The organism is Streptodolium elevatio (assembly GCF_053592165.1).
This window is the reverse complement of the sequence record NZ_JBSFVE010000016.1, coordinates 51,871-72,052: the sequence shown is the minus strand read 5'-3', so window position 1 is coordinate 72,052 and position 20,182 is coordinate 51,871. Positions and strand designations below refer to the sequence as shown.

Sequence of the window (20,182 nt, the reverse complement as noted above, 5' to 3'; positions counted from 1 at the left end):
CCGCGTGCGTACCGGGGGAGACTTCGATGATCGACATCAATTTGCTCGCGGATCCCGCGAGATGCCCGGATTGCACGGGCCCGTTGCCCGCGCCAAGGCCGTCGATGTGCGAGCGTTGCGCGCTTCCGCTGACCGGCCCGCTGGCCGCGGAGCTGTGGACCGTCAGCACTGACGCCAAGCGGCTGCTGGAAAAGCGGACGGTGATCCTGCGCCGCATGCGTGCCGCCACCGTCCCGGTGCCCAAGCCCGCGTCCCCGCCTGCCGTGGGGGCGGGCGCAGGGACAGGCGACGACGCCGCGGGGACCTCTGGGCCGCCGCGCATGCCGGTCGGCACCGCGACACACCCGCCGGTGCAGCCGGTGCCCACCGCGCAGCGCGGCGGACGGTGGCGGCGCGAGGTGTTCGGGGCACTGCCGGTGACCCGCGCGTCGGCGACCGCGGCCGCCGGCACCACGACACCTACTGCTGCCTCTGCTACTGCCTCTACTACTGCGCCGACCGCTCAGGCGGCCGCGGCGGCCGCCGCGGCTCTGAGTCCGGCCGCCGCTCCGCCTCGGCCGTCCGGCCAAGCGCCGTGGAACCGCAGTGCGGCCCGGCCCCCGGCCGCGCACGGGACGGGTGCCGGTCCGGGTGCCGCCCCCGGCTCCGCCCCGGCCGTCGAGGTCGGGCGCCGCCGGGTCGCACGTCTCATCCTGGGCACCGGCGTGCTGTTCCTGATCATCGCGGCGATCGTCTTCGTCGCGATGACCTGGCAGCGCACCGGCACCGGCGGGCGGGCGATCGTGATGGCGCTGATGCTGGTCGCCGCGGCGGCCGGTACGGCCGTCGCCGAGCGCCGCGACCTGCCCCTCACCGCGGAGGCGTTGGGCGTGGTCGCGGTGGCCTTGGGCCTGCTCGACGGTTACGCGGCCTACGCCGCCGACCTCGGAGGAGTACGCGGCTCGGGGGGTCTGCTGGTCTCCGCCGTGACCGTGGCCGCCGTCGGCGGCGCGGCCCTGGCCGGAAGCATGGTCCTGGGCCTTCGCACCTTGCGGGTGTCCGCTGCTCTGCTGCTGCAGGCACCCGTTCCGCTGCTGGCCGGGCACATCGGCGAGTCGCGCGATTCGCTGCTGCCTCTGGCAATCGGGTTCACCGCCCAGGCGGCGGCCGAAGTGGCGCTGCTGCACTGGGCGTTCCGTACGCCGGTCGACGCCGCGGTGAAGGCCGACGGCCACGCCGCCCCGGCCCGCTCGCTGCCCAAGTCGCCCGCGGTTCGCACCGCGCTGTTGGCCTCGGCGGCGTACTGGCTTGCGGCGTTCGGGCTGGCGGTGTCCGAGGCGGGCCGCGGCCCGGCCGCGATCACCATGGTCACGGTGGCCGTGACAGCCGGCTTCGTGGCGCGGGTGATGCGCGCGTTCGGCGCGATCCGGCACGTCGCCTCGGGTGCGGCCACGGTGGCGTTCTGCGCGACGCTCCTGCTGAGCGCGGCCCTGACGGACGACGACGGTTCGGGCTCCGACATCTCCACGGGATGGGCCGTCGCGGCGTTGTCGGTGTTCATGCTCGTGCTGGTGGCCTTGGTCCACGCGGTGCCTCGGGCGTACCGGGCCGGCCCGCTGGTGGTGCTCTCGCTGCCGTTCGCGGTCGGCGCGGTGACGGCCGTGGTGTCCGTGGCCTCGGCGCTGTTCGGACCCGTTTCCTGGTTGTCGCACCCGTGGTCGGCCGAGGACGGGGGCTGGACCGGCGCCCGGGACGTCCTGACGCCGTCCGGGCACTGGGAACCGGGTGCCGCTCCCTCGGTGATCATCGTCGCGGTGGCGCTGACCGTCGGCGTCGCGGCACACCAGCTCGGACGCCGGGCCTGGTGGCGCATGCTCGGGCTGATCACGGTGGTCTCCGAACTCGTGGTCGCGCCTTTCGTGTTCGACGTTCCGATGCCGGTCGCGATCGCGTACCAGGTGGTCGCGGGTGCCGGGCTCACCGCCGCGGCGGGCCGGCTGTTCCCGATCGCCTGGCAGGCGCATTCCGCGCGGGCGGCGGGCTTCGCCCTGGTGGCGCTCGGCACGGTTTGGTCGCTGGCGGACGAGGCGGTCTCGGTCGCCGTGTGGGGGCCGGGGGCGCTGGTGCTCGTCGGGCTGGCGGCCGCGGTTCCGGCGACACTGCGGCCCGCCCTGGCCGGGACGGCCACCGCGATGCTGTTCACCGACGCCGCGATGGCCGCGGCCTGGCGCGGTGTCGACGGTCCGGTGATCGCGGCGGGTCTGGCGGTCGCGGCCTCGGCGCTGGTCGCGGCCGGGGTTCCCGTCGCGCGGCGGCGGCCGGCCCTGGGCTGGCCGGTCGTCGGCGTCGCGGGCGCCTGGGCACTCGGCGCCGCCGCGATGGCGCATCCCGACGAGCGGGCGTTCGTGACCGCGCGGGGCGCGGTCACCGCGGCGGCGCTGGTGGGTGTGCTCGCCGACGCGGCCGAACGCCGGCCCACGTGGGCCGGGGCGGCCGCCGCCGGGGCGGTCTCCACCGCGGCCGTCGGCGCGTACGCGGCCGGGGCGTCGGCCTCGTGGTCGGCCGTCGCGGCAGCCGCGACCGCCGGGCTCATCCTGGCCGCGGGCCCGTCGGCGCACACCCGCCGCGTGTCCCTGGTGAAGGGCGCCGTCCCCGACCGCGTGCTCCTGGCCGGAACGGTCGAGGCGCTTGCGGCGCTCGGCCTGACGGCCGCCGTACTCAACTCGCTCGGCGACGAGCGCGCCCGGACGGTGGCGGTGGCCGTCGCGGCGTTCGCCGCCGCCTGCCGCATGCCGGCCCGGCGTTCGGCCGCGCCGGGTCTGTGGCCGCCGGTCCTGGCCGCGCTGCTGGTGCTGACGACGGTGTTCGCGGCCATGGCCGCGGATGCGCCGGACAGCCGGGTCGCGCTGCTCGTCGTGTGCGTCGCGTCGGCGCCGTACGTCCTCGTCCCGCACCTGCGCGCGTCGATCGTGCCGCTGCCGGTCGCCGTGGTCGTGGTGCTGGTGTGCTCCGCGGGCGCCGGGTTCTTCGGCGTCGTGGGCACCAGGCCCGAACTGGCGTGGTTTGCGCTGCTGGTCACCGGGGCCGCGGGGGTTCTCGCGGGCGGTGTCCCGTCCCGGGTGCCGGGGATGACGGACCTGCGCCGGGCCTCGGCCGGCACGGGGGCGGCGCTGCTGCTCGCGGCGTACTGGACGGGGCTCGGTACGGCGGGCGTGGCAGAGCCCGAGCCGTACACGGTCCTGCCCGGCGTGCTGCTGCTCGCGGGCGGCCGGTGGTTGCGCGGGCGCAGGCCCGAGCTGCACTCGTGGGCGGCGTACGGTGCGGGCCTCGCGCTCACGCTGCTGCCGTCCCTGCCGCTCGCGATCTCGGACGACGCCGCACTGCGGCCCGCGCTGCTCGGTGCCGCGGCGCTCACGAGCCTGGTCGTCGGGGCCCGTTTCCGGCTCCAGGCCCCGCTGCTCATGGGTGTGGGCACGCTCGCGGTCCTGGCGGTGTTCCAGCTGACGTCCCCGGTGCTGGCCGCGTACCACGCGCTCCCGCGCTGGGGGATCTTCGCCGGCGCCGGCGCGCTGCTCATCCTGCTGGGCTGGACGTACGAGCGCCGGTTGCGCGACCTGGCCCGACTGGGCCGCACGGTCCGCGCGCTCGACTGACCGGCGGTGCGGCGCATCAGGTGAACGGCTCGGCCCCGCCTCCCGGACTTGTCCCGGGCGGCGGGGCCGAGCCGTTTCGCCAGCCGAGCCGTTTCGCCAGCCGAGCCGTTTCGGCAGCCGAGCGGCTTGGGCAGCCGATTCGTTCAGGGACGCTGCCCGCCGCGCCGCGGGCTCTTCGAGGCGTGCGCCGTCACGTGCCGGGCTTGCGCAGCGCGTCCAGTACCTCGGCGACGCATTCCGAATCCGCGCGGTAGGGCAGGTAGAAGCCGAGTCGGTCGGCACCCGCGAGCGCGGCCCGCTCACCGAGGATGCGGGCCGCCTCGGTCGGCGTGCCCACCGCGACGAGGCGGTGCAGGAGGGTGTCGTCGACGGCCGCCGGGATGTCCGCCCAGCGCCCGGCCTTGACCAGGGCGTGCAGTTCGGGTTGCAGGTCGCCGTACCCCTCGGCTTCGAGAACGGGCCGGTACGCGGGGGTCGATCCGTAGAACGCGACCATCGCGCGCGCCCCGGCCACCGCGCGCTCGTGCTCCTCCTCGGTCCGGGCCGCGGCCACGATGACGTCGAGGACGACCGCGAAGTCGTCGCGCGTACGCCCGGCCTCGCCGAGTCCGGCCTCGACCGACGGCAGCAGGTGTCCGCGCAGGTACGCGTCGGTGTTGAACGGGTGCACGAGCAGGCCGTCCGCGGTCGCGGCGACCATGCGCAGCATGCGAGGCCCGACGCCGCCCGCGAGCAGGGGCGGGGTGCCATACGGGTTGGGCCCGGGCGACAGCGTCGGCGGCATCAGGGTCAGGTCGAAGAAGTCGCCGTGGAAGTCCAGGCGCTCCCCGGTCTGCCAGCAGTCGAGCACGGTGCGCACCGCGCGCAGCGTCTCGGCCATGCGCTCGACCGGCCGCGACCAGACCGCTCCGTAGCGGCGCTCGACGTGTGCCTTGATCTGGGTGCCGAGGCCGAGCCGGAACCGGCCCCGCGAGGCAAGGTGCAGGTCGTACGCGGCGTGCGCGAGGTGCACCGGGCTGCGCGGGAAGGCCACGGCGATGTTGGTCATGACGTCGAGTCCCTCGGCCGCCGCGGGCACCAGCGGCAGGAAGACGTCGTGCGGCCCCTCGAAGGTGAAGACCCCGTCGAAGCCCGCGTCGCGCAGTTCCCGGGAACGCTCGGCGGCCTGGTGCAGCGGGACGTCCAGCAGCGTGTCGACGGGTAGCGCCCGTTGATCTGACATGCCGTCAGGAATAGGGCAGGCAGGCGACGGGGTCAAGAGCGGGTGCCGTGCCGATCCCGAAACGTGTCGCGCCCGGCCTGCCCACATAGGGGCGGACCGGGCGCGGCGGTGAACCGGGCGGCCTCGCGGGCCGCGGAGGGCCTCAGCCCTCGATGGGCTCCGCGGTGAGCATGCCGGAGTTGATCTCGCGCATGGCGATCGAGAGCGGCTTCTCGTGCACGTGGGTGTCGACGAGCGGGCCGACGTACTCCAGCAGGCCCTCGCCGAGCTGCGAGTAGTACGCGTTGATCTGCCGCGCACGCTTCGCCGCGTAGATGACCAGGCTGTACTTCGAGTCGGTGACCTCGAGGAGCTGGTCGATCGGCGGGTTGATGATGCCTTCGGGCGCGGAGGAGGTGACTGACAAGGCGGGGGCCTTCCCTAACGACCCTCGGCCGTGGGCGTGCACCACACGACGACAGGGATCTCTATCGATTCAGGAAACGTTCATCAAGGCTAGCAGTTCGCGTGAGACATCCTCGACGGACGTGTTCACGAGTGTCACGTCGAATTCGGACTCCGCGGCCAGTTCCACCTTCGCCTGCGCGAGGCGGCGCTCGATGACCTCCGGCGACTCGGTGCCGCGTCCGACCAGCCGGCGGACCAGCTCGTCCCAGGAAGGCGGCGCGAGGAAGACCAGGAGTGCGTCCGGCATCGCCCGGCGGATCTGCCGGGCCCCCTCGAGTTCGATCTCCAGCAGGGTCGCGACGCCGGCCTCCTGGCGGTCCAGGACCGCCTGGCGCGGCGTGCCGTAGCGGTTCCCCGCGAACTCGGCCCACTCCAGGAGTTCGTCGGCGGCCACGAGCTTGTCGAACTGCTCGTCGTCGACGAAGTGGTACTGCACACCGTCGATCTCACCGGGCCGGGGCTTGCGGGTGGTCGCGGACACCGACAGCCACACCTCGGGGTGCTGGCCGCGGAGATGCGCGACCACCGTGCTCTTGCCGACCCCGGAGGGGCCGGAGAGCACGGTGAGCCGACGCTGCTGCTGTGAGTCGTGCATGGTGCTGTTCTCAGTGCCGTTCTGCTGAGGCCGGTCGCGATGTGCCGGGCCCGGAAGGACGTGGTCCCACAGCGGGGACTACTTCCCGCCGAACTCGCGCTCGAGCGACGCGATCTGGTTCGACCCGAGGCCCCGCACGCGACGGGTCTCGGAGATGTTCAGCTTCTCCATCAGCTGCTTGGCGCGCACCTTGCCGACGCCGGGGAGGGACTCGAGCAGAGCCGAGACCTTCATCTTCCCGACGACGTCGTTGGTCTGGCCCTCCTTGATCACCTCGCTCAGCGAGGCGTTGGAGTGCTTCAGGCGGTTCTTCACCGCGGCACGCTCCCGCCGAGCCTCAGCGGCCTTCGCGAGCGCGGCTGCGCGCTGTTCGGGGGTCAGGGGCGGAAGAGCCACGCCGTGTCACCTCGGACTTCGATACACCGGATGGTTATGGGCCGCGGTTGCCCCTCTTGGGCCACCGCAACTGTGGAACCTAGCTGGTCACAGCGCCCGCGGCAACGCGAAACGCTCGACCGAGTGAGCTTGTGAGGGAGCCTAGTCCGCGGAACGCGCCGCGTCGTCCGAATCTGCCGAAAAGACCACCCCAGGGCATCTTTGGCGGACGAATCGACAGCACGTTCGGCCTTGAAGAACCGATACTTCGCAATAAAAGGAACAAAACTGCGAGCGGTCCTTAACCTGTGGAACCACTCACCGACGACGCGACGGGACGCGACGGCGACGCACTACGGATACTTCTCTCCCGATTCCGGGGCAGGGCCGTCGTCCTGCGGGCCCGGCAGCACGAGCACCGCGAGCGCCCCGCCGCCGACGGCCGTGCCGAAGTCCAGCTCCGCGCCGATCACCCGGGCCTGCCCGATCGCGATCGTCAGGCCCAGGCCCGTACCGCGCCCGCGCTCGCGGTGGCCCGAGCGGAACCGCTGCGGCCCGTGGTCCAGCAGGTCGGGCGGAAAGCCGGGCCCGTGGTCCCGCACGGTCACGGTGTGCCCGCCGACGACGACCTCGACCGGGGGCGCGCCGTGCCGGTGCGCGTTGACCACGAGGTTCCCGAGGATCCGGTCCAGGCGGCGGCCGTCGGTCTCGACGACGGCGTCCTCGACGAGCTCGAACCGGGTCGGCCCGGCGCCGGCCGCCTCCGCGGCGGCGACCACGCGGCGGACCGCGGCGCCGAGGCGGAAGGCGCGTACCTCGGCGGTCTCCCCCGCGGCGTCGAGCCGCGACACCTCCAGCAGATCCTCGACCAGCGCCTGGAGTGCACGCACGCGGTCGTGGACCAGCTCGGTCGGGCGGGACGCGGGCAGCAGCTCCGCGGCGGTGACCAGGCCGGTCAGGGGCGTACGCAGTTCGTGCGCGACATCGGCGGTGAAGCGCTGCTCGGACCGGAGGCGTTCCTGGAGCGCCTCGGCCATGCGGTCCACCGACGCGGCCAGGTCGCTGACCTCGTCGCGCCCGCCGATCCGGCCGACGCGCGCGTCGAGGTCGCCGTCGGCGATGCGCCGCGAGGTGCGCTGCACGTGCCGCAGGCGACGGCTGATGCCGGCGGACGCGGCCACGCCGACGAGCACCGTCACCCCGACCGCGAACAGCGCGGAGGCGACGATCGCCCGGTCGAGGTCGGCGCCGGAGCCGGCGACGAGGGCGTATTCGAGCCGCGTCGAGACCACGTGGTCCTCGACCGGCGCGGCGGCCCAGACCTCTTGGCCGACCGGCCCCCGGACCAGCACGGTGCCCTGGTGGCCCTTGGCCAGCACCCGGCGCAGCGCAGCCGGCAGTTCGGGGTCGTCGACCGCGGCGCCGGGGCCGCTGACCTGGCCGGTGCGGCCGTAGGCGCTGAGCGCCGCGTCCAACCGTGCCAGCGCGATGTCCCGCCCCCGGTCCAGCCGTTGCCGCTGCGAGGTCTCGTGCACGAGCAGGCCGAGCACGGAGGCGACCACGCAGGAGACGGCCGCGATCGCCACCGCGATGCGCAGCCGGATGGACGGGCGGAAGCCGCGGATCGGCCGCCGCGACCGGCGGTCGGCCATGTCGTCGGGCACCGCTATCGCCGCAGCTTGTAGCCGAAGCCGCGCACCGTCTCGATGCGGTCGGCGCCGATCTTGCCGCGCAGCCTCTGCACGTGGACGTCGACCACGCGCGTGTCGCCGCCCCACTGGTAGTCCCATACGCGTTCGAGCAGCGTGTCCCGGTCGAGCACGATGCCGGGAACGGCGCTGAACTCCAGCAGCAGGCGCATCTCGGTGGGGGTGAGCTGTACGGGACTGCCGTCGACGCGCACGTGGAGGGCGTCGGTGTCGACCTCCAGGTCCCCTACGACGCGCACTCCCGACGGTGGCCGCGGCGCCTGCTCCGGGGGTTCCGCAGTCGTCGGCGCCGGGTCGGACGCACCGGCGGCGGCCGACGACGGTCCGACGCGGCGCAGGACGGCCCGGATCCGGGCGACGAGGACGGCGCTCTCGAACGGCTTGGTGATGTAGTCGTCGGCGCCGGCCTCCAGGCCCGACACCATGTCGATGGGGTCGGCGCGGGCGGTGACCATGATGATCGGGACGGTGCTGCTCTCCCGGATCCGCCGGGTCAGCCCGACGCCGTCGAGGCCGGGCATCATCACGTCGGTGACGACCACGTCGGGCGGATCGGTGCGGAAGACCTCCAGGGCGGTCAGGCCGTCGGCGACGGTGCCGACCTGGAATCCGTACCGCTGCAGCGCGAGGGCGGTGGCCTCGCGGATGACGTCGTCGTCCTCGGCGAGGAGGACGCGGGGGTCGCCGGGGGCGTCGTTCACGGGGTGCTTCCCGGGGTCGTGGTGGCCGATGGACTCGCCGACGGGCTACCGCCGTTGGACACCAGGGGCGGTTGCCGGCGGAACTCGGTCTCGGTGCCGATCGGCTCCATCTCGCGGCCGTTCCAGCGGAAGCGGGTGCGGTACAGCAGGCTCGGGTTCTCGCGCGCGTCGCCGGGTGCGGCGACCGCCTGTCGGACGACCAGGTCCTCGCCGAGGCCGTCGACGGCATAGTGGTCGCCGAAGTACCAGAAGATGTCGAAAATCTGTCCGCCCGCGATGGTGTACGCGTACGTGCCGGTCCCGCCGCGCCGGTCGGTGACCGAGGTGATCAGCTCCGGCCGCCCGTCCCCGGTCAGGTCGCGGTACACCGGCGGGCGCAATCCGCACGCGTCCGGGCAGCGCCGCACCTCTGTCTTCGCGTCGGTGTCGACCAGGGGGTCGGCCGTCATGACGGCGCGGGCGTCGAGTCCGCGAACGTCGTCCCCCGCGGGTACGGCGACCGGCACGGGCGTCGGCGCGGGCCGCTCCGGCGTCGTCGCCCCCGGGGAGGGTGTGGCCGCGGGCTCCTGCGGCGGCACCGGGACGGTCTGGTCGGCCCACAGCGGCTGGGCGGTCGGGGGCGGCACCACCTTGCGCGCCTCACCCGCGTCGACGACGCCGGTGCCGTCGCCGCAGGCGGCCGCGAACAGGCCCGCCGCGAGGACCGCGGGCACCACCGCGACGGTCGCGCGGACACGCGACCGGGAGGTGCGGGGACGTCCCGCGCGCGGCGGGGACGCGGGCCGGGAGGGCGGTCTCCGGCGGGCGTTGGAGCGCATCATCACGTGTCACATCATGACCGAATATCGCCATTTGTCGCCTCGGTGCGCCCATATGCGTCAGCAAGGCGTCGGTCGTGTAACAGCCGCCCATCGGCCTTCCGGCAGTCGCGAATCGCCCTGGTCGCAGCGCGTTTCGGGGTGGTTCGCGGCCCGTACCGTCGAGGCGTCGCCGCGGCACCGGGCCGCGTCACCCCCTCGGGAGGGCACCATGTCGCCGCAGCGCAGCCGCCGTATCGCCGCCCGGCTTGCGGCGACGACGGGAGCGGCCGCGGCTATGTCGGCGGCCGTGTTCCTGACCGCCCCGACCGCGGGCGCGTCGACTCCTTCGACCGGGGTCGCGGTTTCGAGCGCGGTGGACGCTTCGCCGGCTCCGGCCGTGGCGGCAACCGCGGCGCCGTCCTCCACCGCGACTGCCGACGAGAGCGCCGTCGCGGAGCAGCCGACGCGGTCCCCCGGCGAACTGGGCGCCAAACGCGTGTCGTCGGCGCCCGGCAAGAGCGTCTACGTGACCGAGTACGACGACAACATCACCGTCTCGTCGGAGGCCGGAAGCCCTTCGGCGACGATCCGCACGGCCGGCGGCGGCTGGGTGGGCGTGCTGGCACCGGGCCGGAACGGGCCGTTGGCCAGCCCGACGTCGGGCTGGCACTACCTGCTGGTCGATGACGGGCACCCGTACGTCGACATGCGCTACGGCAACCAGAGCGGCCGCATCGAGGTGCCCGCGGCGCCGGCGCCCGCGAACCCGCGGACCGTGCCGGACGCCCGTACCGCGACGGACACCGCGGCCGCCGGGGCGTCCGGGGCGGACTCCGGGACCGTCGGGGACACGTCGTCGCGCGGCACCGCCGGCCTCGCCGCCGGCTCGACCGGCTCCGGCGCCCCGAGCCCGGCCGCGGCGACGTCCGGACGGGGCCTGTGGCCCTCGAAGTCGCAGGCCGCCTCGGGGGCGACCGACGGCACGAACCTGATCCTCTATTCCGGTGGCGCTCTCATCGCCGCGGTCGCGGTGGCCGGGGTGGGCTTCGCCGTCGTGCGCCGCGACCCCGACGGGCGCTTCTGAGCCCGTCCTGAGCCCACGATGGGCCCACGCCGTGCCGAATCCGCGGACGGGACTCTCAGCCGATGGCGGCCCGGCACTCGTCGGCGTACCGGCGGGCGGCCTCGCGCAGGGCCTCGTGGGACGGCCCGTGGCGCAGGATCTCGCGGCTGACGCTCGGCACGACGTTGCGTGCGGCGTCACCGAAGACCGTGGGGATGTCCTGCGGGGTGGCGCCCTGGGCGCCGATGCCGGGGGCGAGCAGCGGGCCGTGGATGTCGAGGTCCACGCCGACGTCGCCGAGCGTGGCGCCGACGACGGCGCCGACCGAGCCGAGCACCGGGGCGTTGGCGTTCTCGGCGGCGATGTGGCGCAGCATCACCGACGCCACGCTGGTCCCGTCGGCCGCGGTCGCGCGCTGCACCTCGCTGCCCTCGGGGTTGGAGGTCAGGGCGAGGACGAAGACGCCGGCGCCGTGCTCCTCGGCGAGGTCGAGGACCGGGCGCAGCGAGCCGTAGCCGAGGTACGGGCTGACGGTGACGGCGTCCGAGGCGAGCGGGCTGTTCTTGTCGACGTATGCCGCCGCGTAGCCGGCCATGGTCGAGCCGATGTCGCCGCGCTTGGCGTCCATGATCACCAGTGCCCCCGCGGCGCGTGCCTCGGCGACGGCGCGCTCCAGAACCGCGATGCCGCGACTGCCGAAGCGCTCGAAGAACGCGCTCTGCGGCTTGAGGACCGCGACCTGGCCGGCGAGCGCCTCGACCACGGTCCGGGTGAACGCCTCCAGCCCGTCGATGTCGTCGTCGAGGCCCCACCCCCGGAGGAGCGCCGCGTGGGGGTCGATGCCGACGCACAGCGGGCCGCGTTCGTCCATCGCGGCGCGCAGGCGGGCGCCGAAGGGCTGCACCATCAAAGTCTCACTCTCGAGTCGACCTTCAGATTGAGGTTTTTGCCGCTTTTGGCAGCGTAATCCCGCGGATCCTCGCAAATCCCCGCCGACCGCGGGGTTCGGCTCACCGTGCCGCGGCAGTGAGCTGGGCCAGCGAGGTACGCCCCGACGCGCGCAGCCGCGCGGACAGCCCCTTGTGGATCGTGCGGCACCAGAACGGCCCCGCGTAGATGAACCCCGTGTAGCCCTGCACCAGCGTGGCGCCGGCCTCCAGGCGCTCCCACACGTCGTCCGCGGTCTCGACGCCACCGACGCCGATCAGCACCATGCCGTCGCCGACGCGCGCCCGCAGCCTGCGCAGCACCTCGACGGACCGGGCCTTCAACGGCGCACCGGACAGGCCGCCCGCGCCGCACGCCTCGACCTCCTCGGGCGCCGACGCCAGGCCGCTCCGGCCGATCGTGGTGTTGGTCGCGATGATGCCGTCGAGCCCCAGTTCCACCGCGAGGTCGGCGACCGCGTCGATGTCCTCGTCCGCGAGGTCCGGCGCGATCTTGACGAGCAGCGGGACGCGGCGCGACATGACCGTGCGGTCCGCGGCGTCGCGTACGGCGGCCAGCAGCGGGCGCAGGTGGCCGACGGCCTGGAGGTCACGCAGCCCCGGGGTGTTGGGCGACGAGACGTTGACGACGAGGTAGTCGGCGTACCGGGCGAGCTTCTCGGTCGAGGCGACGTAGTCGGCGACCGCGCCTTCCTCGGGGACGACCTTGGTCTTGCCGATGTTGACGCCCAGCACGGTCGGCCGCTTGGGGCGCCGCGGGCCGCGCGCGTGCAGCCGGGCCGCGACCACGGCGGCACCGTCGTTGTTGAAGCCCATGCGGTTGACGATCGCGCGGTCCTCCACCAGCCGGAACAGCCGCTTCTTCGGATTGCCCGCCTGGGCCTGGGCGGTGACCGTGCCGATCTCGACGAAGTCGAAGCCGACCGCGCCCAGGTCGTCGATGCCGACCGCGTTCTTGTCGAAGCCGGCCGCCAGGCCGAACGGGCCGGGGAAGTCGATGCCGAACGCCCGCACCGCGAGCGCCGGGTCGCGCGGCGCCAGCAGCTTGGCGGTCGCGGCGCGGCCGCCCGGCACCCGGCCGACCGCCCGGATCGCCCCGAAGGCCAGGTGGTGGGCCTGCTCGGGGTCGAGGTTGCGGAAGACGTACTTGAAGAAGAGGGGGTAGCTCATGGCCTCGGGGTCCTCGTCGGGGGAAGCGGCGCGGGAACGGGCGTGCCGCGGACCGGCGTCCGGCGGACGGACGTACGGTGCACGGGCGTTCGGTCGGACGGCGGCATGCGAAGGGGTCCCCCAGACGACTCTCCGGAGGACCCCTGCGCCATCAGGTCAGCTCTCTCGCGCGGCGATCAGGTGTTCCGCGTGCTCCTGCAACGACCGCACCCCGATGTCGCCCGCGACCAGTGCGCCGATGCCCTGCACCGCGGCGGCGAAGCCCTGGATCGTGGTGATGCTGGGGATGCCGCGGGTGACCGCGGCGGTGCGGATCTCGTAGCCGTCGAGGCGGCCGCCGGTGCCGAACGGCGTGTTGACGATGAGGTCGACGCCGCCCTCGTGGATCAGCTGCACGATCGTCGGCTCGCCGTTCGGGCCGGGGCCCTCGCTGTGCTTGCGCACCACGGTGGCGGTGACGCCGTTGCGGCGCAGCACCTCGGCGGTGCCCTGCGTCGCCATGATCTCGAACCCGAGGTCCACCAGCGCCTTGACCGGGAACACCATCGAGCGCTTGTCGCGGTTGGCGACGGACACGAACGCGCGGCCCTTGGTGGGCAGGGCGCCGTACGCGCCGGCCTGCGACTTGGCGTACGCCGTGCCGAAGAACGCGTCGATGCCCATGACCTCGCCGGTCGAGCGCATCTCCGGGGACAGCACGGTGTCGACGCCGCGCCCGTACTCGTCGCGGAAGCGGTTCCAGGGCAGGACCGCCTCCTTGACCGCGATCGGCGCGTCCAGCGGCAGCGTGCCGCCGTCGCCCTCGGCGGGCAGCAGGCCCTCGGCGCGCAGTTCGGCGATCGTCGCGCCGAGCGAGACGCGCGCGGCGGCCTTCGCCAGCGGCACCGCGGTTGCCTTGGAGACGAACGGGACGGTGCGCGACGCGCGCGGGTTGGCCTCCAGCACGTAGAGGATGTCCCCGGCCAGCGCGAACTGGATGTTGATCAGCCCGCGTACGCCGACGCCTTCGGCGATGCCGAGCGTGGCGGTGCGCAGCCGCTTGATGTCGAAGCCGCCCAGCGTGATCGGCGGCAGCGCGCACGCCGAGTCGCCGGAGTGGATGCCGGCCTCCTCGATGTGCTCCATGACGCCGCCGAGGTACAGCTCCTCGCCGTCGTAGAGCGCGTCGACGTCGATCTCGATGGCGTCGTCGAGGAAGCGGTCCACCAGGACCGGGTGGTCGGAGACGAGGCCGGCGTTCTGCTCCAGGTAGGTCGCGAGCGACTCCTCGTCGTACACGATCTCCATGCCGCGCCCGCCGAGCACGTACGACGGCCGCACCAGCACCGGGTAGCCGATCTCGTCCGCGATGGCCTTGGCCTCCTCGAACGAGAACGCCGTGCCGTGCTTGGGCGCGGTCAGCCCGGCCTCGTGCAGCACCCGGCCGAACGCGCCGCGCTCCTCGGCGAGGTGGATCGCCTCGGGCGAGGTGCCCGCGATCGGCACCCCCGCGTCCTTGAGCGCCTGCGCGAGCCCGAGCGGAGTCTGCCCGCCGAGCTGCACGAGCACGCCCGCGACCGGTCCGGCCGCCTCCTCGGCGTGCACGACCTCCAGGACGTCCTCCAGCGTCAGCGGCTCGAAGTACAGGCGGTCGGCGGTGTCGTAGTCGGTGGAGACCGTCTCCGGGTTGCAGTTGACCATGACGGTCTCGTAGCCGGCGTCGGCGAGGGCGAACGCGGCGTGCACGCACGAGTAGTCGAACTCGATGCCCTGCCCGATGCGGTTCGGCCCGGAGCCGAGGATGATCACCGCGGCCTTCTCGCGCGGCGCGACCTCCGTCTCCTCGTCGTAGGACGAGTAGTGGTACGGGGTCTTCGCGGCGAACTCGGCGGCACAGGTGTCGACCGTCTTGTAGACCGGCCGTACGCCCAGCGCGTGCCGCACCTCGCGGACGACGTCCTCGCGCAGTCCCCGTATGGCGGCGATCTGCGCGTCGGAGAACCCGTGCCGCTTGGCCAGGCGCAGCAGTTCGGGGGTCAGCTCGCGCGCCTCGGCGACCTCGCCCGCGACCTCGTGCACCAGGTAGAGCTGGTCGAGGAACCACGGGTCGATGCGGGTGGACTCGAACAGTTCCTCGGGCGTGGCACCGGCCCGGATCGCGTCCATCACGGTGTTGATGCGGCCGTCGGTCGGCGTCGCGGCCAGCTCCAGCAGCGCGGCCTTGTCGCCGGGCTCGGCGGCGAAGTCGAACTGCGAGCCCTTCTTCTCCAGCGACCGCAGCGCCTTCTGCAGGGCCTCGGTGAAGTTGCGGCCGATGGCCATGGCCTCGCCGACCGACTTCATCGTGGTGGTGAGGGTGGCGTCGGCGGCCGGGAACTTCTCGAAGGCGAAGCGCGGCACCTTGACCACCACGTAGTCGAGCGTGGGCTCGAACGACGCGGGGGTCTCGCGGGTGATGTCGTTGGGGATCTCGTCGAGCGTGTAACCGACCGCGAGGCGGGCGGCGATCTTCGCGATCGGGAAGCCGGTGGCCTTCGACGCGAGCGCCGACGAGCGCGAGACACGCGGGTTCATCTCGATGACGATGATGCGGCCGTCTTCGGGGTTGACCGCGAACTGGATGTTGCAGCCGCCGGTGTCGACGCCGACCTCGCGGATGACCGCGATGCCGATGTCGCGCAGCCGCTGGTACTCGCGGTCCGTGAGCGTCATCGCGGGCGCGACGGTGATCGAGTCGCCGGTGTGCACGCCCATCGGGTCGAAGTTCTCGATGGAGCACACGACGACGACGTTGTCGTTCTTGTCGCGCATGAGCTCCAGCTCGTACTCCTTCCAGCCGAGGATGGACTCCTCGAGGAGCACCTCGGTGGTCGGCGAGAGCGCGAGGCCCTGTCCGGCGATGCGGCGCAGGTCCTGCTCGTCGTGCGCGAAGCCGGAGCCGGCGCCGCCCATCGTGAACGACGGGCGGACCACGACCGGGTAGCCGCCGAGCGTCTCGACGCCGGCGATGACGTCGTCCATCGTGTGGCAGATGACCGAGCGGGCGGACTCGCCGTGCCCGATCTTCTGGCGTACGCGCTCCACGACGTCCTTGAAGAGGTCGCGGTCCTCGCCCTTCTGGATGGAGTCGATGTTCGCGCCGATCAGCTCGACGTTGTACTTCTCCAGCACGCCGTTCTCGCTGAGCGCGACCGCGGTGTTGAGCGCGGTCTGCCCGCCGAGGGTCGGCAGCAGGGCGTCGGGGCGCTCCTTGGCGATGATCTTCTCGACGTACTCGGGGGTGATGGGCTCGACGTACGTCGCGTCCGCCACCTCCGGGTCGGTCATGATCGTCGCCGGGTTGGAGTTGACCAGGATGACGCGCAGTCCCTCGGACTTGAGCACGCGGCAGGCCTGGGTGCCGGAGTAGTCGAACTCGGCGGCCTGGCCGATGACGATCGGGCCCGAGCCGACGACCAGGACGGACTTCAGGTCGTTGCGCTTAGGCACTCTTGCTCTCCATCAGGGCGGTGTCCATCAAAGACGTGAAGCGGTCGAAGAGGTACGCGGCGTCGTGCGGACCGGCCGCGGCCTCGGGGTGGTACTGCACGCTGAACGCGGGCCGGTCGAGCAGGCCGAGGCCCTCGACCACGTTGTCGTTGAGGCACACATGGGTGACCTCGACGCGGCCGTACGGCGTGTCGGTGACCTTGTCGAGCGGCGCGTCCACGGCGAACCCGTGGTTGTGCGCGGTGACCTCGACCTTGCCGGTGGTGCGGTCCTGCACCGGCTGGTTGATGCCGCGGTGGCCGTACTTGAGCTTGTAGGTGCCGAAGCCCAGCGCGCGGCCGAGGATCTGGTTGCCGAAGCAGATGCCGAAGAACGGCGTGCCGCGCTCCAGCACCGCCTGGGCGACGCCGACCTGGTGGTCGGCGGTGGCGGGGTCGCCGGGGCCGTTGGAGAAGAAGACGCCGTCGGGGTTCACCGCGTAGACGTCCTCGACGGTCGCGGCGGCGGGCAGCACGTGCACCTCGATGCCGCGCTCGGCCATGCGGTGCGGGGTCATGCCCTTGATGCCGAGGTCGAGGGCCGCGACGGTGAACTTCTTGGTGCCGATCGCGGGGACGACGTACGCCTCCTTGGTGGCGACCTCCCCGGCCAGGTCCGCACCGGTCATCTCGGGCGCGCTGCGGACCTTCTCCAGCAGCACCGCGTCGTCGGCGACGGCCGCCCCGGAGAAGATCCCGACGCGCATCGCGCCGCGCTCGCGCAGGTGGCGGGTGAGCGCACGGGTGTCGATGCCGGAGATCCCGACGACGCCGTAGCGCTCCAGCTCCTCGTCGAGGCTGCGCTGCGAACGCCAGTTGGAGGGCCGGCGGGCGGGGTCGCGCACGACGTACCCGGACACCCAGATGCGGGAGGACTCGGGGTCGTCGTCGTTGACGCCGGTGTTGCCGACGTGCGGGGCCGTCATGACGACGACCTGGCGGTGGTACGAGGGGTCGGTCAGCGTCTCCTGGTAGCCGGACATGCCGGTGGAGAACACGGCTTCTCCGAAGGTCTCCCCCACCGCGCCGTACGCGCTGCCGCGGAAGGTGCGGCCGTCCTCCAGGACGAGGACGGCAGGGCCCGCGGCCTTGGCGTTTGTTGCGGTCACTGTCGGGTGCCTTCCTGATCGTTCACATTCGGGTGCGCGGCCGGCCCGGCAGGCGCGGCAGCCGGGACGTCCCCCGCCACGAGGCGGTTGACGGCGTCGACCCACGCGTCGTGGTCGGCGACGTGGTCGCTGCGCAGGCCGGAGTCGACGAGCGTGTCGCCGAGCCGCCAGGTGACCACCAGCAGGCCGCCCTCGGGCAGGACCTTGCCGGCCGCCGCCTTCTCGAAGCGCGCCTCGACGAGGTCCGCGGCCGGGACGAAGAAGCCTGCCGCGGCGGGCCGGTCCACCCGCAACCCCTTTTCGGTCAGGGTCGCGTCGACGGTGCTGCGGGTGCCCAGGCCGTGCGCGACGACGCGCTCCAGCCAGCGGCCGGCCATAGTGGTCCCGAAGTAGCGGCCGGACAGCGTCGGGAGCAGCGGCGTACCGGCGTCCGGGCCGTCGGCGTCGGGGGCGGACGCGGGGGCCGGCAGGTCGGCCTGACGTCGGCCGCGCTTCTTCCACGCGCGCCACATCAGCGCGTACACGCCGCCGATGAGGACCACGAAGACGCCGGTCCACAGCAGGTACTGGCCCCAGTCGGAGACCTCGGCGGACTTCTTCTCGGCCGCGAGCAGAACAGTGGTGCCGGTGCTGGAGTTCACGCGAGCTTCCCGTCGATCACCGTCGGTACGCCGCGCAGGAAGGTAACCACCACCCGGCCGGGCAGCTGCATCCCGGCGTAGGGGGTGTTCGCGCTCCGCGAGGCGAGTTCGGACGGTTCGACGGTACGCCGTGCCGCCGGGTCGACCAGCACCAGGTTGGCGGGCTCACCGACCGCGAGCGGGCGCCCGTGGCCGTCGAGGCGGCCGATGCGCGCGGGGCGCACCGACATACGGTCGGCGACGCCCGCCCAGTCCAGCAGGCCGGTGTCGACCATGGTCTGCTGCACGATCGACAGCGCGGTCTCCAGGCCGAGCATGCCCATGGCCGCGACCGCCCACTCGCAGTCCTTGTCCTCGGACGGGTGCGGCGCGTGGTCGGTGGCCACCGCGTCGATGGTGCCGTCGGCCAGGCCCTCGCGCAGCGCCGCGACGTCCTCGGCGGTGCGCAGCGGCGGGTTGACCTTGTAGACGGGGTCGTAGGAGCGCACGAGTTCGTCGGTCAGCAGCAGGTGGTGCGGCGTGACCTCGGCGGTGACGTCCCAGCCCTTCGACTTGGCCCAGCGGATGATCTCCACGGAGCCGGCGGTGGAGACGTGGCACACGTGCAGGCGCGAGCCCACGTGCGCGGTGAGCAGCACGTCGCGGGCGATGATCGCCTCCTCGGCGACCGCCGGCCAGCCGCGCAGACCGAGGACGCCGGAGACCAGGCCCTCGTTCATCTGGGCGCCCTCGGTCAGCCGGGGCTCCTGCGCGTGCTGCGCGACGACGCCGTCGAACGCCTTCACGTACTCCAGCGCGCGGCGCATGATGACGGCGTCGTGCACGCACTTGCCGTCGTCGGAGAACACCTTCACGTTCGCGGCGGACTCGTGCATGGCGCCCAGCTCGGCCAGGCGCTCGCCGGCCAGGCCGACGGTGACCGCGCCGACCGGGTGCACGTCGCAGCGTCCGGCCTCCTGGCCGAGGCGCCACACCTGCTCGACGACGCCCGCGGTGTCGGCGACGGGATCGGTGTTGGCCATCGCGTGCACGGCGGTGAAGCCGCCGAGCGCGGCGGCGCGGGTGCCGGTCTCGACGGTCTCGGCGTCCTCGCGGCCCGGCTCGCGCAGGTGGGTGTGCAGGTCGACGAGGCCGGGCAGCAGGATCTGTCCGGCCGCGTCGATGATCTGAGTGGCGTCCGCGGGCTCGATGCCGTGCCCGATCTCGGCGACCCGGCCGTCGTAGACGAGCACGTCCTGCGGGTCGCCGCCGAGCACCTTGGCGTTCTGGATCAGGTACGTGCTCACTTGGCGGTCTCCTCGGCAGGCGTGGTGGTGGAGGCGGTGACGGCGGGCTCGGAGCCGCCGAGCAGCAGGTACAGGACGGCCATGCGCACGCTGACGCCGTTGGTCACCTGCTCGACGATGGTCGAGCGCGGCGAGTCGGCGACCTCGGCGGCGATCTCCATGCCGCGGTTCATCGGGCCGGGGTGCATGACGATGGCGTGCTCGGGCAGCGCGGCCATGCGCTTGGCGTCGAGGCCGTAGCGGCGCGAGTACTCGCGCTCGGTGGGGAAGAACGCGGCGTTCATGCGCTCGCGCTGCACGCGCAGCATCATCACCGCGTCGGATTTGACGAGCGTCGAGTCGATGGCGTAGCTGACCTGGCAGGGCCAGGTCTCCACGCCGATCGGCAGCAGGGTCGGCGGGGCGACGAGGGTGACCTCGGCGCCGAGGGTGGCGAGCAGCAGCACGTTGGAGCGCGCGACGCGGCTGTGCAGGACGTCGCCGACGATCGTGATGCGGCGCCCTTCCAGGTCACCTTTGCCGTCGTTCAGGCGGCGGCGCATCGTGAACGCGTCGAGCAGGGCCTGGGTGGGGTGCTCGTGCGTGCCGTCGCCGGCGTTGACGACCGAGCCGCGCAGCCAGCCGGAGTTGGCCAGGGTGTGCGGCGCGCCGGACGCGCCGTGCCGGATGACGACGGCGTCGGCGCCCATGGCCTGGAGGGTGAGCGCGGTGTCCTTCAGCGTCTCGCCCTTGGACACCGAGGAGCCCTTGGCGGAGAAGTTGATGACGTCCGCGGAGAGGCGCTTGGCGGCGGCCTCGAAGGAGATGCGGGTGCGGGTGGAGTCCTCGAAGAAGAGGTTGACCACGGTCCGGCCGCGCAGGGTGGGCAGCTTCTTGATGGGCCGCTCGGCGATGTGCGCGAGTTCCTCGGCGGTGTCGAGGATCAGGAGCGCGTCGTCCCGGGTGAGGTCGGCGGCCGAGATGAGGTGACGCTTCACGG

The 20,182-nt window shown here is 73.2% G+C and carries 16 protein-coding genes; 2 read left to right on the top strand and 14 right to left on the bottom strand.

The genetic code is table 11. The annotated features are described in order from the left end of the window. Window positions 1–104: 104 nt before the first annotated feature. Entirely contained in the window at window positions 105–3,632 is a 3,528-nt protein-coding gene (locus ACWD12_RS26900) for an SCO7613 C-terminal domain-containing membrane protein (protein ID WP_450101689.1), read from the top strand. 190 nt (window positions 3,633–3,822) lie between these two features. Here the strand turns inward: ACWD12_RS26900 and ACWD12_RS26895 are convergent, their stop codons facing one another. The 7 genes from ACWD12_RS26895 to ACWD12_RS26865 form a co-directional block, all read right to left on the bottom strand. Continuing rightward, the gene (locus tag ACWD12_RS26895) at window positions 3,823–4,854 is read right to left on the bottom strand and encodes a TIGR03617 family F420-dependent LLM class oxidoreductase (protein WP_450101688.1); all 1,032 of its coding nucleotides are present in this window, start codon (window positions 4,852–4,854) and stop codon (window positions 3,823–3,825) included. A 142-nt stretch (window positions 4,855–4,996) separates the two neighbouring features. Continuing rightward, on the bottom strand, window positions 4,997–5,260 hold the full coding sequence (gene rpoZ / locus ACWD12_RS26890; RefSeq protein ID WP_231777208.1) for a DNA-directed RNA polymerase subunit omega: 264 nt from the start codon (window positions 5,258–5,260) through the stop codon (window positions 4,997–4,999). Between the two features lie 69 nt (window positions 5,261–5,329). After that, window positions 5,330–5,896 carry a guanylate kinase gene (gene gmk / locus ACWD12_RS26885; RefSeq protein WP_450101687.1) on the bottom strand — a complete coding sequence of 189 codons (567 nt, stop codon included), beginning with the start codon at window positions 5,894–5,896 and terminating at the stop codon, window positions 5,330–5,332. 78 nt (window positions 5,897–5,974) lie between these two features. After that, window positions 5,975–6,292 (bottom strand): integration host factor, actinobacterial type, encoded by a 318-nt coding sequence (mihF, locus tag ACWD12_RS26880; protein WP_358363720.1) that lies wholly within the window; start codon window positions 6,290–6,292, stop codon window positions 5,975–5,977. Between the two features lie 332 nt (window positions 6,293–6,624). Then, window positions 6,625–7,935, bottom strand: coding sequence for an ATP-binding protein (locus tag ACWD12_RS26875; protein WP_450101686.1), 1,311 nt, complete (start codon window positions 7,933–7,935; stop codon window positions 6,625–6,627). A 2-nt stretch (window positions 7,936–7,937) separates the two neighbouring features. After that, on the bottom strand, window positions 7,938–8,681 hold the full coding sequence (gene cseB, locus ACWD12_RS26870) for a two-component system response regulator CseB (protein WP_450101685.1): 744 nt from the start codon (window positions 8,679–8,681) through the stop codon (window positions 7,938–7,940). Further along, entirely contained in the window at window positions 8,678–9,394 is a 717-nt protein-coding gene (locus ACWD12_RS26865) for a hypothetical protein (RefSeq protein WP_450101684.1), read from the bottom strand. Before ACWD12_RS26865 ends, cseB begins: the two co-directional genes overlap by 4 nt. Before the next feature lie 316 nt (window positions 9,395–9,710). Here ACWD12_RS26865 and ACWD12_RS26860 point away from each other — a divergent pair, with 316 nt between their 5' ends. Continuing rightward, window positions 9,711–10,565: a hypothetical protein gene (locus ACWD12_RS26860; RefSeq protein WP_450101683.1), complete on the top strand. Its 855-nt coding sequence runs from the start codon at window positions 9,711–9,713 to the stop codon at window positions 10,563–10,565. Window positions 10,566–10,620: 55 nt separating this feature from the next. Here ACWD12_RS26860 and pyrF read toward each other — a convergent pair whose 3' ends face one another. The 7 genes from pyrF to ACWD12_RS26825 all read right to left on the bottom strand — a co-directional run bounded on the left by pyrF (window position 10,621) and on the right by ACWD12_RS26825 (window position 20,180). Then, the gene (gene pyrF / locus ACWD12_RS26855; protein WP_450101682.1) at window positions 10,621–11,454 is read right to left on the bottom strand and encodes an orotidine-5'-phosphate decarboxylase; all 834 of its coding nucleotides are present in this window, start codon (window positions 11,452–11,454) and stop codon (window positions 10,621–10,623) included. A gap of 100 nt (window positions 11,455–11,554) precedes the next feature. Continuing rightward, window positions 11,555–12,661: a quinone-dependent dihydroorotate dehydrogenase gene (locus tag ACWD12_RS26850; protein WP_450101681.1), complete on the bottom strand. Its 1,107-nt coding sequence runs from the start codon at window positions 12,659–12,661 to the stop codon at window positions 11,555–11,557. Between the two features lie 156 nt (window positions 12,662–12,817). Next, the gene (gene carB / locus ACWD12_RS26845) at window positions 12,818–16,129 is read right to left on the bottom strand and encodes a carbamoyl-phosphate synthase large subunit (RefSeq protein WP_358363707.1); all 3,312 of its coding nucleotides are present in this window, start codon (window positions 16,127–16,129) and stop codon (window positions 12,818–12,820) included. Continuing rightward, window positions 16,122–17,276: a glutamine-hydrolyzing carbamoyl-phosphate synthase small subunit gene (gene carA, locus ACWD12_RS26840; protein ID WP_450101680.1), complete on the bottom strand. Its 1,155-nt coding sequence runs from the start codon at window positions 17,274–17,276 to the stop codon at window positions 16,122–16,124. The genes carB and carA overlap by 8 nt, the downstream gene beginning before the upstream one ends. Further along, complete coding sequence (locus ACWD12_RS26835; protein ID WP_450101679.1) at window positions 17,273–17,917, bottom strand: PH-like domain-containing protein; 645 nt, start codon at window positions 17,915–17,917, stop codon at window positions 17,273–17,275. The genes carA and ACWD12_RS26835 overlap by 4 nt, the downstream gene beginning before the upstream one ends. Continuing rightward, a complete protein-coding gene (locus tag ACWD12_RS26830; RefSeq protein WP_450101678.1) occupies window positions 17,914–19,203 on the bottom strand; it encodes a dihydroorotase in 1,290 nt (429 codons plus the stop codon). Before ACWD12_RS26830 ends, ACWD12_RS26835 begins: the two co-directional genes overlap by 4 nt. Continuing rightward, window positions 19,200–20,180: an aspartate carbamoyltransferase catalytic subunit gene (locus ACWD12_RS26825; protein WP_450101677.1), complete on the bottom strand. Its 981-nt coding sequence runs from the start codon at window positions 20,178–20,180 to the stop codon at window positions 19,200–19,202. The genes ACWD12_RS26830 and ACWD12_RS26825 overlap by 4 nt, the downstream gene beginning before the upstream one ends. Window positions 20,181–20,182 lie beyond the last annotated feature (2 nt).

Bases quoted from the DNA above. Each gene is read 5' to 3' on its own strand.
- ACWD12_RS26900 (WP_450101689.1), top strand. From the start codon at position 105: ATGTGCGAGCGTTGCGCGCTTCCGCTGACCGGCCCGCTGGCCGCGGAG.
- ACWD12_RS26895 (WP_450101688.1), bottom strand. From the start codon at position 4,854: ATGTCAGATCAACGGGCGCTACCCGTCGACACGCTGCTGGACGTCCCG.
- gmk (WP_450101687.1), bottom strand. From the start codon at position 5,896: ATGCACGACTCACAGCAGCAGCGTCGGCTCACCGTGCTCTCCGGCCCC.
- ACWD12_RS26860 (WP_450101683.1), top strand. From the start codon at position 9,711: ATGTCGCCGCAGCGCAGCCGCCGTATCGCCGCCCGGCTTGCGGCGACG.
- ACWD12_RS26850 (WP_450101681.1), bottom strand. From the start codon at position 12,661: ATGAGCTACCCCCTCTTCTTCAAGTACGTCTTCCGCAACCTCGACCCC.